The sequence below is a fragment of the Thiovibrio sp. JS02 genome (assembly GCF_053485635.1).
This window is the reverse complement of sequence record NZ_CM130715.1, coordinates 2,721,823-2,737,670: the sequence shown is the minus strand read 5'-3', so window position 1 is coordinate 2,737,670 and position 15,848 is coordinate 2,721,823. Positions and strand designations below refer to the sequence as shown.

General features: G+C 59.7%; 16 protein-coding genes. 6 read left to right on the top strand and 10 right to left on the bottom strand.

The genetic code is table 11. The features are described from left to right. Window positions 1-53: 53 nt before the first annotated feature. Complete coding sequence (gene fliK / locus ACUUL3_RS12565) at window positions 54-1,127, top strand: flagellar hook-length control protein FliK (protein ID WP_448551868.1); 1,074 nt, start codon at window positions 54-56, stop codon at window positions 1,125-1,127. 3 nt (window positions 1,128-1,130) lie between these two features. Here fliK and ACUUL3_RS12560 read toward each other — a convergent pair whose 3' ends face one another. Continuing rightward, window positions 1,131-2,549, bottom strand: a complete 1,419-nt coding sequence (locus ACUUL3_RS12560; RefSeq protein WP_448551866.1) for an MFS transporter — start codon at window positions 2,547-2,549, stop codon at window positions 1,131-1,133. Window positions 2,550-2,687: 138 nt separating this feature from the next. Here ACUUL3_RS12560 and ACUUL3_RS12555 point away from each other — a divergent pair, with 138 nt between their 5' ends. The 5 genes from ACUUL3_RS12555 (at window position 2,688) to ACUUL3_RS12535 (ending at window position 7,176) form a co-directional block, all read left to right on the top strand. Further along, on the top strand, window positions 2,688-3,518 hold the full coding sequence (locus tag ACUUL3_RS12555) for an inositol monophosphatase family protein (protein ID WP_448551864.1): 831 nt from the start codon (window positions 2,688-2,690) through the stop codon (window positions 3,516-3,518). A 154-nt stretch (window positions 3,519-3,672) separates the two neighbouring features. Beyond that, entirely contained in the window at window positions 3,673-4,929 is a 1,257-nt protein-coding gene (locus tag ACUUL3_RS12550) for an O-acetylhomoserine aminocarboxypropyltransferase/cysteine synthase family protein (RefSeq protein WP_448551862.1), read from the top strand. Between the two features lie 3 nt (window positions 4,930-4,932). Further along, window positions 4,933-6,126: a homoserine O-acetyltransferase MetX gene (gene metX / locus ACUUL3_RS12545; RefSeq protein WP_448551860.1), complete on the top strand. Its 1,194-nt coding sequence runs from the start codon at window positions 4,933-4,935 to the stop codon at window positions 6,124-6,126. After that, window positions 6,116-6,727 carry a methionine biosynthesis protein MetW gene (gene metW, locus ACUUL3_RS12540; RefSeq protein WP_448551858.1) on the top strand — a complete coding sequence of 204 codons (612 nt, stop codon included), beginning with the start codon at window positions 6,116-6,118 and terminating at the stop codon, window positions 6,725-6,727. Before metX ends, metW begins: the two co-directional genes overlap by 11 nt. Before the next feature lie 17 nt (window positions 6,728-6,744). Continuing rightward, window positions 6,745-7,176: an MOSC domain-containing protein gene (locus ACUUL3_RS12535; RefSeq protein ID WP_448551856.1), complete on the top strand. Its 432-nt coding sequence runs from the start codon at window positions 6,745-6,747 to the stop codon at window positions 7,174-7,176. Between the two features lie 4 nt (window positions 7,177-7,180). On the opposite strand, the gene ACUUL3_RS12530 is transcribed toward ACUUL3_RS12535, so the two are convergent. The 9 genes from ACUUL3_RS12530 to ACUUL3_RS12490 all read right to left on the bottom strand — a co-directional run bounded on the left by ACUUL3_RS12530 (window position 7,181) and on the right by ACUUL3_RS12490 (window position 15,742). Next, a complete protein-coding gene (locus ACUUL3_RS12530; RefSeq protein WP_448551854.1) occupies window positions 7,181-7,597 on the bottom strand; it encodes a MarR family winged helix-turn-helix transcriptional regulator in 417 nt (138 codons plus the stop codon). Between the two features lie 14 nt (window positions 7,598-7,611). Further along, window positions 7,612-8,541 carry a CDF family Co(II)/Ni(II) efflux transporter DmeF gene (gene dmeF / locus ACUUL3_RS12525; protein ID WP_448551852.1) on the bottom strand — a complete coding sequence of 310 codons (930 nt, stop codon included), beginning with the start codon at window positions 8,539-8,541 and terminating at the stop codon, window positions 7,612-7,614. Window positions 8,542-8,854: 313 nt separating this feature from the next. Continuing rightward, complete coding sequence (gene cydB, locus ACUUL3_RS12520) at window positions 8,855-9,991, bottom strand: cytochrome d ubiquinol oxidase subunit II (RefSeq protein WP_448551850.1); 1,137 nt, start codon at window positions 9,989-9,991, stop codon at window positions 8,855-8,857. Window positions 9,992-9,995: 4 nt separating this feature from the next. Continuing rightward, the gene (locus ACUUL3_RS12515) at window positions 9,996-11,525 is read right to left on the bottom strand and encodes a cytochrome ubiquinol oxidase subunit I (protein WP_448551848.1); all 1,530 of its coding nucleotides are present in this window, start codon (window positions 11,523-11,525) and stop codon (window positions 9,996-9,998) included. A 79-nt stretch (window positions 11,526-11,604) separates the two neighbouring features. Next, window positions 11,605-11,829: a DUF4492 domain-containing protein gene (locus ACUUL3_RS12510; protein ID WP_448551846.1), complete on the bottom strand. Its 225-nt coding sequence runs from the start codon at window positions 11,827-11,829 to the stop codon at window positions 11,605-11,607. A gap of 87 nt (window positions 11,830-11,916) precedes the next feature. Beyond that, a complete protein-coding gene (locus ACUUL3_RS12505) occupies window positions 11,917-12,369 on the bottom strand; it encodes an RrF2 family transcriptional regulator (RefSeq protein ID WP_448551844.1) in 453 nt (150 codons plus the stop codon). Window positions 12,370-12,627: 258 nt separating this feature from the next. Beyond that, window positions 12,628-13,572: an HDOD domain-containing protein gene (locus tag ACUUL3_RS12500; RefSeq protein ID WP_448551842.1), complete on the bottom strand. Its 945-nt coding sequence runs from the start codon at window positions 13,570-13,572 to the stop codon at window positions 12,628-12,630. Between the two features lie 95 nt (window positions 13,573-13,667). Beyond that, window positions 13,668-14,366, bottom strand: coding sequence for a DVU0298 family protein (locus ACUUL3_RS12495; protein WP_448551840.1), 699 nt, complete (start codon window positions 14,364-14,366; stop codon window positions 13,668-13,670). Between the two features lie 182 nt (window positions 14,367-14,548). Beyond that, on the bottom strand, window positions 14,549-15,742 hold the full coding sequence (locus tag ACUUL3_RS12490; RefSeq protein ID WP_448551838.1) for an FprA family A-type flavoprotein: 1,194 nt from the start codon (window positions 15,740-15,742) through the stop codon (window positions 14,549-14,551). Window positions 15,743-15,848 lie beyond the last annotated feature (106 nt).

The window sequence follows — 15,848 nt, the reverse complement described above, 5'->3', positions numbered from 1 at the left end:
CCTGCCTGGCGAACCCCGCAGGCAGCCTTTCCTGCGTTTAGGGATCACAGGGTATGAAAATCGGCGGACCTTCTCCCTTTAAGGGGGTGCAGCAGATTCCGGAGGGGAAAAATGATCCCGGCAAAGGGGTGCTCACGCCGGCGCGGTTGTTGTTTGCCCATGGCCAGTTGCTCAAGGGCGAGGTGCTCGGATTTACCCCTGACGGGAAAGCGCGCCTGGCCATAGGCGGGCAGACCGTCGAGGCGCACAGTGAGGTCGCCTTGAAGGCGGGCAGCAGCCTCTGGCTGGAGGTGAAACAGGAGGATCCCCTTTGGCTGGGGCTGGCGGACAAGAAGGGGGCGGCCCAGGAATTTCTGCGCCAGTATTTCGCCGATCCCTCCGCCATGGGCCGCGGTCTGCGCGCCCTGCTTGGCCTGGCCTTTCAGCAGCTGCCTGGCAAGGCGCTGGAGGGGCAGGCCGATTTTCTGCAAAATCTTGCCGCAACAGCGGTGGGGCGGGAGGCGGATCCCGGGCAGCTCGTCCGTTTTCTGACCATGCTGGGCGGGGGGGGCTCCCCGGCGGACGACGGAACGTCCGGCTTGTTGCCGGAAAAACTCCACGAGCTGCTGCGGCTGCTCGACCTTGCCGGCGGGGGCGCAATCCCTGATAAAACCACTGCCGCGGCCATGCACAGGCTGGGTCTGCTTCTTGAGTTGCAAAACGAACTCAATGCCCTGCCGCCCGCGGCCAATCAGGCTCTTTTCCTGCTGTTTCCCTGTTTTTTCGCCCTGGGGGCCGGAGCGGGCCAGTGGCTCTTTACCCTGGACCGTGATAAGGAAAAGGGAACGGGCGAGCAGGGCTACACCCTTTCCTTTTTTCTTGAGATGAGCCGTTTGGGCGAGGTGCAGGTTCAGATCAAGGTTAAGGGGGATGCCCTGCGCGGCGAGTTTGTCGTGGCCGGAGAGGCGGTGAAAAAACATCTTGAGGCGCGGCTCCCCGAACTGCAAGATCTCTTCGTCTCCCTGGGCTACGGCCCGGTTTCCCTCTCCTGTCGTGCCGGCAAGGCCGGGCTCATCGAGTCCCTGAAAAAAAGCGTCGAAGAGGCGCTGGATCTTGAAGCCGTGAGGCTTGTCGATCTCAGGGCCTGATCTTCATTCCCCCGTTTTTGCGGGTTCCCCGTTGCCCCGCCGCCAGGAAAGCACGATGCCGATAAGGCCGGTGCATCCTGCGCCGGCAAAGGCGGCGTGCAGGGCGCTGATGAAAAAATCCCTGTGTGCGGGGCTGAAATCCCGCAGGTCGAGGCCGCCGGTACTTTCCCGAAAAAAAAGTGAGAACAGCAGGGCCGCCTGGGCTATGCCCAGGAGCATGCCCAGGTTTCTTGCCGTTGCCAGAAGGGCGGCTGCCGCCCCTGCCTCGTTCCTGTTCACGTGGGCCAGGACCGAGGCGCTGTTGGGGGAAAGAAACATGGCCTGGCCGAACCCGAGGAGCACCAGATGCCCGGCGATGACCAGCGGGGTGGTCTGGCTGTCGATCCTGGCCAGGAGCAGGACGCCGCTGGTGGAGATGCTGAGCCCCAGGGTGCTGAGGAGCCGGGCCCCCACCGAATCGGAAAGCCAGCCGGCCACCGGGGAAACCACCAGGATGGAGGAAGGGATGGCCAGCATGACCAGGCCGATTTTCGCCGGAGTCAGCCCGAGAACGCGGTCGAGGTGAAACGGAGTGAGCAGAATCACGGCAAAGAGGACCATGAAGGAGAGGATGGCGCTGACAATGGCCATGCTGAAATGGCGCTGGCGGAAAAGGTGCAGCGCCAGGAGCGGATGGGGCACCATTGCTTCAAGTTTGAGGAAACAGGCGAAAGCCAGGGCGCCGGTGCCGGAGGCAAGCAGCAGGTTGCCCAATGACCAGTCCGCGGCCGTGGCATGGGTGAGGGCCAGCGAGAAAAGGGTGAGGGCCGTTGCCCAGGAGAGAGCGCCCAGCCAATCCAGGGGCGCGGAGAAATGGCGGTTGGGGCCGGGGAGAATCCTGGCGCCCAGGAAGGCAAAGGCCAGCCCCAGGGGCACGGTAAGAAAAAACAGGGCCCGCCAGGAGTAGAGTTCAAGGAGAATGCCGCCCAGGCTGGGGCCGCTCATCAGTCCCAGGGAAACGGCCATGCCGATGAGGCCCAGGCTGCGGCCCAGCTGTTCGGGGGGGAAGGTTTCCTTGATGATGGCGGGGCCGGTGGACATCATCATGGCCGCGCCCAACGCCTGCAGCAATCTCGCGGACACCAGAAAGGCAAGGGTGGGCGCGTAAGCGCAGGCAAGGGAGCCGCCGCCGAAGATCAGCATGCCGGTGCTGTAGATCCTGCCCCGGCCGATGCGGTCGGAAAGATGCCCCCAGAAGAGCAGGGTGGCCGTGATGGTGAGCAGATAGATCATCACCACCCACTCGGTGTCCTTGAGCGGGCTGTTGAAATCCTTCATGATGCTGGGCAGGGCGATATTGACCATGCTGCTGTCCAGGGTGGACATGAAAACGCCGCTGGCCACAAGCAGGAAGGTGAGCCATTTATTTTTGCCGGCAGACAAGGTATGATCCTGGTTTTCAGGTTGAGGATGCGTCGGTTGTAAAGGGCAAAGGGAAACGGTTGTCGTGCTGATTGTAATCTATACCACCCGGGCTGATCCTGCAAAGGGGATTTGCCCGGCCTGTCAAGGGGTGAAGCAATGGAGAGAGTAGAACGCTGTGCCGCCGGCGCGCCGCATCTCAAGGAAATTGTCCGGGTGGCGGCGCGGGCCGCCCTGGCCGCGGGCGCGGTCTTGCGCAAATTGTATGATCAGCCCCATCAGGTGACCCACAAGGGGGCCATCGATCTGGTCACCGAGGCGGACGTGGTCGCGGAAAGAACGGTGCTTGAGATCCTGCGCGGCTTTCCCGGCGAGATCGGGGTGCTGGCCGAAGAATCGCATGCCTCCTACGAGCAGATTCCCGCTGGCCCGGTCTGGATCATCGACCCCCTGGACGGCACCACCAATTTTGCCCACGGTTTTCCCATCTTTGCCGTCTCCATCGCCTATGCCGACGGACCCACCTCCAAGGCAGGCGTGGTCTATCTGCCCATGCAGGATGAGCTTTTCTGCGCCTGCCAGGGGGGCGGCGCCTGGCTGAACGGCAAGCCGATGCGGGTTTCCGAGGTATCGGCCCTGGCGAAGTCGCTGCTGGCCACCGGCTTTCCCTATGCCATCGAGTCGGAGGTGGAAGGGGTGGTGGCGGCCCTGCGCCGGTTTCTGACCAGGACGCAGGGGGTGCGGCGGGCCGGAGCCGCGGCCGTGGATCTTGCCTATCTCGCCGCCGGCAGGACCGACGGCTTCTGGGAGATTAATCTCAGGCCCTGGGACACGGCGGCGGGTATCCTCCTGGTGAGCGAGGCGGGCGGCGCTGTTTCCACCCTGGCCGGCGGGCAGTATTCTCCCTATATTCCGGAACTTCTGGCCAGCAACGGCAGGATTCACCGGGAGATGGTCGAGCAGCTCAAGGATTTTTCCCGGCAGCGTTGAAGCGGTTTCCGGGGATCTCCTTTTCGGGAGGAGCTGTGGGCGGCAATTTTTTTCAGCATGTTTTTTCTTTTTGTGAATACCACATTGTGGTATTATTTCGTCGTGCGACGGGCAACAGACCAACATCAATCCGCTGAAAAAAATGGAGACCGGCATGGGAGTTAAGGAGAATTATCGTTTTCAGACCCAGGTGATTCATGCGGCCGCAAACCCCGAGGCATGGCAGGGGGCGACGCTTCCCCCCATTTTTCAGTCCGCCTCCCATCGCCATGAAACCGCGGAAGGCCTGAGCGAGACCTTTGCCGGCAGGTCTTCCGAACACATCTATATGCGGCTCACCAACCCCACCAACCGGGTGCTCGAAGAAAAACTCGCCGTGCTGGAGGGGGGGAAAGGCGCGGTGCTCATGTCTTCCGGCATGGCGGCCATCGCCAACGGCTGCCTGGCCCTGCTGCGGGCCGGGGATGAGTTTGTCTGCGGCAATTCGCTCTTCATGTCCACCTATCTCCTCTTTGCCAACGTCTTCAAAAAATACGGCATCACGGCCCGCTTTGTCGAGCCCACCGATCCGGCCGCCATTGCGGCCGCGATCAACGAAAAAACCCGCTTTCTCTATCTCGAAACCATCGGCAATCCCAAGATGGACGTGCCCGATCTCACCAAAGCCGCGGAGCTTGCCCATGGCCACGGCCTGCCGCTGGTGGTGGACAGCACCCTGGCCACCCCCTACCTCTGCCGGCCTCTTGCCCTTGGCGCCGATGTGGTGATCCATTCCACCACCAAGTACCTGAGCGGCCATGGCGATGCCATGGGCGGGGTGGTTATCGACGGCGGCGCTTTTGATTGGACGGGCGCGCGCTTTGCCGATTTCAAGCCCTTTGTCGAGCGCAAGGGGGAGCTGGCCTATCTTGACCGCGTCTGGCGCGAGCAGCATATCAACTTCGGCACCACCGCCGCGCCCCTGCACTCCTATCTGACCATGCTGGGGCTGGACACCCTGGCCCTGCGCATGGAGCGGCACCTGGCCAATGCCCAGAAGGTGGCGGAATTTCTGCAGGCCAGGCCAGAGGTGAAATGGGTCAATTATCCAGGCCTTGCCGGGCATCCCCAACATGGGGTGGCCCGGGCGCAGTTCGGGGGGGCAGGCTTCGGCGCCGTTCTCGCCTTCGGGCTTGCCGATCAGGAGGCCTGCTTCCGCTTCATCAACAAGCTCAAGCTCATCTATCATCTTGCCAACCTCGGCGATTGCAAGAGCCTGGTCATTCACCCCTATTCCTCGCAGTACATCTCCTTTCCGGTGGAACTGAAAACGAGTCTCGGCATCAGTCCGGAGTTGATCCGTCTTTCCGTGGGGATCGAAGCGGTGGAGGACATCTGCGCCGATCTCACCCAAGCCCTGGAGAGTCTCTAGTGTATGGGTGAGTGTGCTCTTGCCGGCGCTGGTGGTTCCGGGGCCGGTTTTGTCGAGAAGCGGTTTTTCATCTTTGCCTCGCCTCCGGACCAGCTTCAGCTTGAGAGCGGTGAACGCATCGGTCCGCTGACCCTTGCCTATGAAACCCTGGGGCGGTTGGGCGCATCCGGGGACAATGCCATCCTCATCCTGCACGCCCTCACCGGAGATTCCCATGTGGCCGGCTGCTATACCCCGGAGGATGCCAGGCCCGGCTGGTGGGAGATCATGGTCGGTCCGGGCAAGGCCATCGATACCGACCGTTATTTCGTCATCTGCGCAAACGTGCTGGGCGGCTGCATGGGCTCAAGCGGACCCTCCTCGCTGAACCCGGCCACCGGCAAGCCGTACGGCCTTTCCTTCCCCCTGGTCACCATCGGCGACATGGTGCGAGCCCAACGGGAGCTGCTGCGCCATCTCGGCATCAACAGGCTGCTCGCCGTGGTGGGCGGGTCGGTGGGCGGGATGCAGGTTCTCGAGTGGTGCGTGCGGTTTCCCGAGATGGTGCAGGCCGCAATTCCACTGGCCACCACGCCGCGCCATTCCGCCCAGGCCATTGCCTTCAATGAGGTGGCCCGGCAGGCGATCATGGCCGACCCCAACTGGCAGGGCGGCAACTACTACGGCGGCGCCAAGCCCGACCTGGGCCTGGCCGTGGCAAGGATGATCGGGCATATCACCTATCTTTCCGACCAGTCCATGCGTCAGAAATTCGGCCGGGAGCTCAGGAGCAGGAATGCGCTCTCCTGCCATTTCGATGCCGAGTTTGAGGTGGAGAGCTACCTGCGCCATCAGGGGAGCAAATTTGTCGAGCGTTTTGATGCCAATTCCTTCCTCTATCTCACCAAGGCGGCGGACTATTTCGATCTGGAAGGGCGTTCGCCCGGCGGTCTGGCCGGCGCTTTCCAAAACTCCCGGGCCAAGTATCTGATCGTTTCCTTCACTTCCGACTGGCTCTACCCCACCTATCAGTCCCGGAGCCTGGTGCAGGCCTTGAAGAAGAATGGCCTGGACGTGAGTTTTTGCGAGATCGATTCGCACTGGGGGCACGATGCTTTTTTGCTGCCCCATGAAAGGCTGAATGGCCTTATTGCATCCTTTCTCGCTCGGGTGCGGCGGGAAGGCGTCGGCTCAAGGGAGGAAAGCCATGCGCTATGATCTGCAGGTGATCGCCTCCTGGATCGAGCCCGGCTCCAGGGTTCTTGACCTTGGCTGCGGAGAGGGCGAGTTGCTTTCCTATCTCAAGGAGCACAAGGGGGTCAGGGCGACGGGGATCGAAAAGGATGAGGATGAGGTTGCCGTCTGCATCACCAGGGGGCTGTCGGTGCTGCAGGGCGACTTCAATCAGGAGGTGGGCGATTATCCGGCGGGCAGCTTCGATTACGTGGTGTTGAGCCAGACCCTGCAGCAGGTCTACGAGCCAGTGGTCCTGCTCCACAAGCTGCTCGCCATCGGGGGGAAGGTCATTGTCAGCTTTCCCAATTTCAGCTACTGGCGAATCCGGCTGCAGCTTCTTTTTGCCGGTTACGCGCCCAAGAGCCATGAGCTGCCCTATGAGTGGTACGACACTCCCAATATCCGGGTCATCACCCTCCGGGATTTCCGGGTTTTTGCCCGGGAGATGGGGATTACCATTTTCAAGGAGCTTGCCATCAACACAAATCGCGACCAGGCGGCGGGCAGGCCGGTTCGGGTTCTGCCCAATCTGCTCGCGAGTTACGGGATTTTTCTCATCGGCTGCGGCAAAAGGCATGAATAGGAAAGGAGGACAGCGCAATGGCCAAGATCATATCCGTCAATGTGAGCCTCAGTAAGGGGATCGGCAAAAAAGCAGTGCAACAGGTGGATCTTCGTCCGGAGCACGGCATTACCGGCGATGCCCATGCAGGCGCCTGGCACAGGCAGATCAGCCTGCTGGCTGTGGAAAGCATCGAAGAGATGAACGCCAGGGGCGCAAGCCTCAAGCCCGGAGACTTTGCGGAAAATATTACCACCCAGGGGATTGATCTGCCGAGTCTGCCGGTGGGAACCAGGCTGGTCGTGGGCGAGGTGGAACTCGAGGTCACCCAGATCGGCAAGAAGTGCCACAGCAAGTGCGCCATCCATAAGACCGTGGGCGACTGCGTGATGCCCAAACAGGGGATTTTTGCCCAGGTGATCCGGGGCGGTCGTCTTTCCGCGGGCCAGGAGATCGTGGTCAAGGGCTGACGGCTTACAGGCGCTGGAGAATTTTTTCGAGGATGGCGCTGAACTGTTCCTGTTCCGGGTCGGAAAGGGAGGCGGCGATCTCCTCGGTGAGCTGCAGGTGGTACTGGTGGTGCTCGCCGAAGAAGCGCTGTCCTTTTTCCGTAAGGGTGATCAGGAAGGAGCGGCGATCCTGTTCGTGGGGCACTCTTTTCAAGAGGGCCTGCTGCTCCAGGCGATCGACCATCACGGTGAGGGTGCCGGTGGTCACCCCCATTTTTTTTGCCAGCTCCTTCATGCGCAGCCTCCCGGAATGGCCGACGATTTCGATGGTGTGCATCTGGGCGGGAGAGAGCCCGGAGCCCTTCACCACATCATGTTCCCAGGAGGAAATTTTTTCATAGAATTCGATGATCCGGCTGGAGAGGGTTGCCATCGCCGTCATTGTTTTGCTCCTTTTCACTGGGGGAGGCAGGGTTCACCTGGGCAGGTGTTGAGCTCGATGGTGATGTGGGAGAGCTCGTGGAATTCGGAGAGCAGGCCTTTGTAAAATTCCATGGGCTGCGGATAGTGGGTGACGATGGCAATGATCGCGGCATAATCCGCCGGCCCCAGCCGCCAGACATGGATGTCCGCCACCCGATTGTCCAAGCTGGTCTCGATTTTTTCCCGGATAGCGGCGAGCGTTTCCCCCCCGATGCTCCCGTCCAGCAGGATGGGGCTTGTTTCCTTGAGGAGACCGTATGCCCAACGCGTGATCACCGCCGCCCCCACAATCCCCATGAGCGGGTCAAGCCAGCGCAGGCCGAGATATTTGCCGGCCGTCAGGGCGACTATCGCCAGCAGAGAGGTGAAAGCGTCCGCCAGGACGTGCAGGTAGGCTGCCTTCAGATTGTGGTCGTGGCGGTGATCTTCGTTTTCATGGGCATGGTCGTGGTGGTCCTGAAGAAGAAAGGCGCAGGCGATGTTGACCGCAAGCCCCAGCACGGCCACGCCGATGGCCTCGTTGAAATGGATGGTCTGCGGGGAAATAAGGCGCTGGCCCGACTCGATGAGCATGATCAGGGAGACTACGGCCAGGGTGATGGCGCTGGCAAAGCCCCCCAGGACGCCGACCTTGCCGGTGCCGAAGGCAAAGGCCCTGTTGCCGGCGTGTTTTTTGGCGTAGCGATAGGCAAAGATGGTGATGAAAAAGGCCGCGACATGGGTACCCATGTGCCAGCCGTCCGCGAGCAGGGCCATGGAGCCGTAGGCGATGCCTGCCGCGATCTCGAAGAGCATGGTGAGGGCGGTGAGGGCGAGAACCTGCCGGGTTCTTTTTTCTCCCTGGGAGTGGATGACCGCGAAGTCGTGCTGGTGCCGCCAGAGGTGCAGGGAATGGCTGTGCATGGTGGTGTTCCTGTTTGCGGAAAGGGGTATCGGGATTTGGCCTGACCATCAGGGGCCACTGTAGAGCCTTTTTGTTTGGTTGTCAAGATGCTTGATCGTCAAACTATTGTTCGGCGTGAGGAACGGCGGGCAACAAAAAAAGGCGCAGGAATAAACTCCTGCGCCTTTTTGATGTACGTCGGGGTGTATGATTACAGCAGATCTGTCTTCTTGAGGGCGATGACCGCGCCCTGGTAGGAGAGAATCACCAGTACCACCCAGCCCAACAGCAGAATCGTCGTCATATCGTTTCGTTGCTCCCTTGCGGTGATTTTTAGTACATTTCCTTGGCTTCTTCGCCCTGAATCTCGGCCAGGGTCAGCTTTTTCGCATCCATCAGCTTCCAGACATAGGCGATATAGGCCAGAACAAAGGGTACGGCCAGGGCCACGTAGCTCATGGCCGTGAGGGTATACTTGCTGCTGGAGGCGTTGTGGATGGTCAGGCTCGACTGCAGATCGCCGGCCGAAGGATAAAAGGCGGTGTTGTTGTAGCCGGCCACCAGAAAGATCGCCAGACCGACCAGGACCGTGCCGATGCCGCCGAACCAGATACCGCTGGTTTTGCCGAGAAAACGGGTGGCCGCCACTCCGTAAATCACGGCGCCAAGGCCGAGGAGGAGAAGAAGAAGGACAATCGGCATGGCCAGCAGGTTGTTGAGGTACTTGCCCTTTTCCAAGAAAATTTCCCCGCTTGCCGGGTTGACTGCAAAGCCGTCCATGGTGGCGAAACCGATGACGATGGTGAGCAGGAAAGGCAGGGCCCAGAGAAAGTTGATCCAGGCAGCCCGGCGGGCGCGGTTGTTCAGGTTCTCATGCGCGATGTTGTTGACGATGTACATGGCGCCCAGAATCCTGGCCAGAAAAACCAGAAAGAGACCGAAGGCCAGGTTGAAGGGGTTTAAAGCCGCCTCCAGGCCGCGGTAGGGGGTCAGCCAGGTCGCCTTGTTGTACATGTCCAGGGAGAACTGGGAGCCGGTGAAGAAGGTGCCCACCGCGGCGCCGATCAGGAGCAGTCCGACGCTGCCGTTGACAGCCATGAAGATTTCGTAAGTGCGGCTGCCGAGGATGTTGTCCGGTTTTTTACGGTACTCATAGCTCACCGCCTGCAGGACAAAGGTGAAGAGAATGAGCATCCACACCCAGTACGCCCCCCCGAAGCTGGTGGCGTAAAAGAGCGGGAAGGCGGCAAAGAGGGCGCCGCCGAAAAGAACCAGGGTGGTGAAGGTGAGTTCCCATTTGCGCCCCATGGAGTTGATGATGAGCGCTTTTTCCTCTTCGCTGCCCGCCGTGGTGAATATCAGGGTCTGGCCGCCTTGAACAAAGGTCAGGAAGAGGAAGAGCGACCCCACCACCGATGCGATCAGCCACCAAAGTTGCTGAAGTGTTGCGTGATCCAGGTTTTCTATCATTGTCTTATGCCTCCGGTCCGATCTTGATTTGCTTGATCATAATAAAGAGCTCCGCGACGAGCAGGGCGGTAAACAGGGTCAGAAAGATGAAAAAGGTGGCCTGCACATGGCCGGCGGCAATGTTGGTGGTGGCGACGCCGACCGGCAGCAGCCCCTGGATGGCCCACGGTTGCCGGCCCACTTCCGCCACGACCCAGCCGGCCTGGCTCGCCACGTAGCCTAAGAAGAGGGCGAAAAAGTTGAGGTAGTTGAGCCAGCGCTGGTATTCCAGGGTGCCCTTGAAGGAAAAATAGAGAACCAGGAGAAAGAGCAGCGGGAAAAGGGTGCCCAGAACCACCATGATATGGAAGCTGTAGAAGGTGGTGGCGACAGGCGGCGCGGCGTCAGCGGCCCTGTTCAGGTAACCGTAACCGAGATCCTGCTTGTGCCGGTCAAAGACTGCCAGGGCCGCGGCGGCTTCAGCCTCATCACCCTTCTCTCTGGCGTATTTGTAACGGGCCAGTTCGGCCAGGGCGATTTTGCCGGTGGCCATGCGCTGCTCGGCGCCGACGACATTCCGCTCGGCATTGCCGAAGACCAGATCGTTGATGCCTGGCACATAGCTGCCCGGGTCGCGGTTGGCCAGCAGGGAAAGCAGGCCGGGAATCTCGACGGCCTGGTAGAAGGCGGGCAGGTCATCGCCCGGCTTCTTGCTGGCGTTGATGATGCCCATGGCCACGATCGGCGCCGCTTCCCGGCCGTCGTACAACCCTTCCATGGCCGCGAGCTTCATGGGTTGCTTGTGAGCCACGTTGAAGGCGGCTTCATCGCCGGTGAATGCGACAAAACCGGAGGAGAGCAGGCCGAAGACCGCTGCCACCACCATGCTGCGTTTCGCCATGCGCTGGTGCCGTTCCTGCAGCAGGAACAGCGCGGAGATGCCCATGACAAAAAGAGAAGCCAGCAGGAAGGCGGAACTGGTGGTGTGGGTGAACTTGTGGACGGCCACCGGAGAGAGGATGACATCCAGGATGTTCTGCATCTCAAAACGGGCGGTGTCCGGGTTGAAGGACATGCCGGTGGGGAACTGCATCCAGCCGTTGGCGACCAGGATCCATACCGCGGAGAGATTGGAGCCGATGGCCACCATCCAGGTGGAAAAGAGGTGGAAGCCCTTGGATACCCGGTTCCAGCCGAAGAACATCACGGCAAAAAAGGTCGCCTCGATGAAGAAGGCGAAGATGCCTTCGATGGCCAGCGGCGCCCCGAAGATATCGCCCACCATCCATGAGTAGTTGGACCAGTTGGTGCCGAACTCGAATTCAAGGATGATGCCGGTTGCCACGCCGATGGCGAAGTTGATGCCAAACAGGGTCATCCAGAATTTTGTCAGTTTTTTCCATTCCTCGTTGCCGGTCTTGACATGGATGGTCTCGAAAAAGGCAACCAGGAAGGAAAGGCCAAGGGTCAACGGAACGAAAATCCAGTGATACATCGCGGTCAGGGCGAATTGTGCCCTGGCCCAGTCCACCGTGGTTAGAATTTGGTCTCCCACAGCAACCTCCTTTTGTCTGCTGACGGCCAAACGCAAATGCCGTCAAAGTTGAAAAATTCCGAAAGTGTTTGTTTTGCTTTCAGCGTCCAGCCTCTGTCCTGGTAAGATTCTCCAGAACATGCGCTGCGCGCTCATGGTCGGTGTTGAACTGAGTTTTCAGGTAATTGGGAAAGAAAAAGAGCTTGAGTACGGCAAACATGATGAACAGCTTTACGAGGATGATCTTCCACAGGGTGCGGCCCACCACCATGGAGCGAAAGCCGTCGCGATAAAAGAAATAGATCCGTGCTGGAAGTGAAGCCATGCTTTCGTTCTCCCCCCTTCGGATATAAGCGATCTCATTAGTATTGTTGTATATGGAGTTCATCGGACCGGTCAAACCTTTTCTTTGTTATTTGTTGGCGCTGAAATCGTTCCTGGGGAAGGTCGCGAGGCAGCAGGTCTCTTCCTCCGCCAGCGTTGCAAAGTCCGCTTCCCGGAGGGTGGCGCGCAGCTGCTGGTTGGCTTTGTTCCAGACCCGATGCACCGTGCAGACCGCGCTCTTGCCGCAGGATTCCGGCCTGCCCACGCAATCGTTCAGGGAGATTTCGCCGATGATCGCTTCGATCACCGCAAGGAGGGTGATCGAAGCCGGTTCCCGCAGCAGGCGGTAGCCGCCGTTGGCGCCCTGCAGAATCTCGATGATTCCGGCCTTGGCGAGCTGCTGGGCGATCTTGGCAAGGAAGGGCGGCGGAATGTCGGTGCTTGCCGCGATTTCCATTCTGCTGACAAGCACCCCCCTGCCACGCCTGGCAAGGAACAGGACGCAACGGACAGCATATTCCCCGGCGCGGGTAAGTCTCATATGGGCAGATCCTTAATTTGGATAAATAAGATATTTTTAGTCTTATATAAGATGTTGGCCGGTTCTGTCAACAGAAAATTCGACCTCAGGCAAAGGTGCCGTGACCTCGGCAAACTTCTGACCGGTTTCAAGCGGCTTGGCATCGCCTGCGTGGCCAGTGCGCTTGCTGGGCGGGTGGGTTTTTCTCTATCCAGACGATGGCCGCGGGTAAAGGCCTCAAGCCGTCTCTTCGATGGAGGTGCCGCCGCCGGCGTACGTTCAGGGCTGGGGAAATTTCTGATATTTTTTCATGGCCGTGAGCAGTTTGCTCCGGTATTTCAACTTGATCAGTCCGTAGCGGACCACCCCGGATACCCCGCCCACCGTGTCGGCGATGTGGAGGCAGATGTCGAGGAGACCGTTGAGATCAACGGGGAAGATATTCTGGAATCTCTGGGTGACCAGCTGCAGGGGCTGCTCCTCGCAGATGGCCCGGACGAAAAGGTTTGCGAAGAGGGCGAGGTTTTGCAGGGTCGGCAGGCTGTCGGCCGGGGACTGCGGCGCGGGTGGGGCAGTCTCCATGCAGGCGATGATCGTTTCGGAAAAATTCCAGAAACAGGCCACTTCGCCGCCGATCTCATTGTAGGTGAGCTGCTTGAGCATCAGGCGGCACATGGCCTCCTCCGAGCTGCCGGAGGCTTTGGCAAGTTCGATCCGGCGGGCGATTTCCGGAAAATAGAGGGTGATGACAATGCGGCCCAGGTCGTGAAGAAGGGCGCAGATGTATGCCTCTTCCTGGCAAACGGGCAGTCGGTGTCTGCCGGCCACGGTTCTGCTCAGGTTGGCGCTGACAAGGGAGAGGGCGAGGAGCTTGCTCAAGCTGTCCTTTTCGCCTCCCGAGCGGAAAAACTCCTCGATGAGGCTGATGGAGACGGCCAGCTCACGGATGACGTCGTTTCCCAGGGCGGTGACCGCCCGCTCGATGGTGGTTATGGCCACCCCGCGTATATAATAGGCGGAATTGACCACCTGCAGAACCTTGTTGGTCAGGGAGTAATCCTTGAGGATGGCCCTGGAAAGTTCTTCCGCGGTCACCTGTTTTTTGAGGGTTATCGCCAGAACCTCCTGAACATGGGTGGAAATGGCCGGAATTTCGCCCAGGTTTATCTTGGTGAAGATCTCGGTCAGTTTCTGGCGTTTGGCAATATCGGAACATCCTTCCATCTCAGCCCTCCCGGCCTCGCGTTGCCGCGGCGCAGTGGGAACGCGAAAACAATGGCGGAGCGGTTATCCGGTGTGGGAGGAGAGACATGCAGGGGTCAGTCCGGCATAATGTTGAAGCGTTCAAGGGCCTCCCGGGCCAGCTGGCCGACGGTCACGGAGGTGAGGGTGTTGTCGCGGTAGAGGGAAAAGCTGGTGGCGTCTTGGCATAGTTCCGCCAGGCGCGGCGTTATGGTCTCGGTATTGAGCAAGGCCAGGGCATAGGCGGCCTGGCCGCGGACCACGGCATCCTCGGAATCAAGGTAGGGCAGGAGATAGCGTGGCGCCTGCCACTTTATGAGCAACTCAGGGCGTACCCGGCCAAGGCGGATCATGGCCCACATCAGGCCGCGCTGCAGGCTGGGCAGTTCGAGGTAAAAGCCGTCCTCCCGCATGAAGGCGACAAGAATGTGGGTATACTCCCGGGCCAGTCCTTCATGGCGGGCCAGGCATTCCGCCATGGCCTCCGGCGTTCCCCAGCCGATGCCGCCGGACTCGTCGTTGAGGCTCCACATGAAGCGCCGCATGACGATGCGCGCCGCCTCCATATCCTGTTCGGCGAGCCTGGCCACGGTGGCACCCATGGCGGAAACCGCATTCCATTTTGTTTTTTCCGAAGCGCTGCAGATTCCCGAGAAAAGCGGGTTGAGAAGTTTTTCCGGGGGGTATTGGGCCAGGGCGGTCAGAACGGTGTCGACTTCGCCGGCGCTGAGCAGCGCGCTGATTTTCTTCTTAAGCCCCCTCTGGGATATCTGCATACATACTCCTCAGCGCAGCATGCAACTTGCGTCAGGGCATAAAAAGCCAAAGAACCGGCAGCGGGTCACCAGGGGCAACGCCCGGCGGATTCGCGGGTGTTGCCTGGAGGCGCCATGGACGCCCCCCTTTTTCGGACGGCAGGTTCTTTCCTGGTGATTTCCATGGCTTTGCCGCGTCCTGATTACTTCTTCATCGCCGCGGCAACGAGATTGCCGAGTTCCGCACAGTTTTTGAGCGCGTCATGGTCTGGTACGTTTTTGATCTTGATGCCTTCGTGGACGAGTGTAAAACCCATCTCTGCCATGTGGTCGGCGAGGTGTTTCACCGCCTCTCCGCTCCAGCCAAAGGAACCGAAGGCCGCGCCGATCTTGTTTTTCGGCCGCAAGCCCTTCATGTAGGTGATGATATCCGCCATGGCGGGCATGATATTGTTGTTCAGGGTGGGCGAGCCAAGGAGCACGGCCCGGGCGTCCAGCACCTCGGTGATGATGTCGCTGCGATGGTTTTTCCGGGCGTGCAGCATTTTCACATGGGTGATTCCGTTGGCAAGCAGGCTGTTCATCACGGATTTGGCCATCTTTTCCGTGCTGTGCCACATGGTGTCGTAAATGATTACGGCCTTGCTTTTCGTTTCCTGCCGGCTCCAGTGGTCATAGGCCTCCAGAATGCGTTGAGGCGATTTGCGCCAGATCACGCCATGGTCGGGCGCGATCATCTCGATGGCAAGGCCCATCTCCCTGACCTGGGCCAGGAGCTTCTGCACGATGGGGGAGAAGATCATGAGGATGTTGGCGTAATACTTGGCGGTGTGGGCCATGAGCTCGTCCTGGTCCACTTCGTCGTCAAAACGCTCGGAGGTTGCCCAGTGGTGGCCGAAGGCGTCGCTTGAGATGAGCAGCTTTTCTTCCGGCAGATAGGAAAACATGCTGTCCGGCCAGTGCAACATCTTGGTTTCAAGGAACTGGACGTTGCGCTTGCCGAGATTGATGGAGTCCCCGGTGGCGACCACCTCGTAGGGCCAGTCCTCCCGGTGGAAGTGTTCGATCAGGGCCTTTTTGCCCATGGGCGAACAGAAGATTTTCTCCGGCCGGATGAGGTCGATCAGTTCCGGCAGGGCGCCGGAGTGATCCATCTCCACATGATTGACGATGATGTAATCGATTTTGGCGGGGTCGCCCAAAACCTGATGGAGATGGTGGACAAGGTCGTTTTTCAGTTCTTTCTTGACCGTGTCAAAGAGGGCGATCTTTTCATCCTTGACAAGATAGGCATTGTAGCTTGTGCCCTTTTCCGTGGAGTAGCCATGGAAGTCGCGAATGTTCCAGTCCACGGCGCCGACCCAGTAGATATCTTTTTTTATCTCGATTGCAGACATATCTTCCTCGCTTATAAAAAACTGCCGGCCGTTTCCGGCCGGCATGGGCATGGTTTATTTTTTTACCACGGTTACAAAGAAATGCCTAGAACGAGAGTATCTTTTT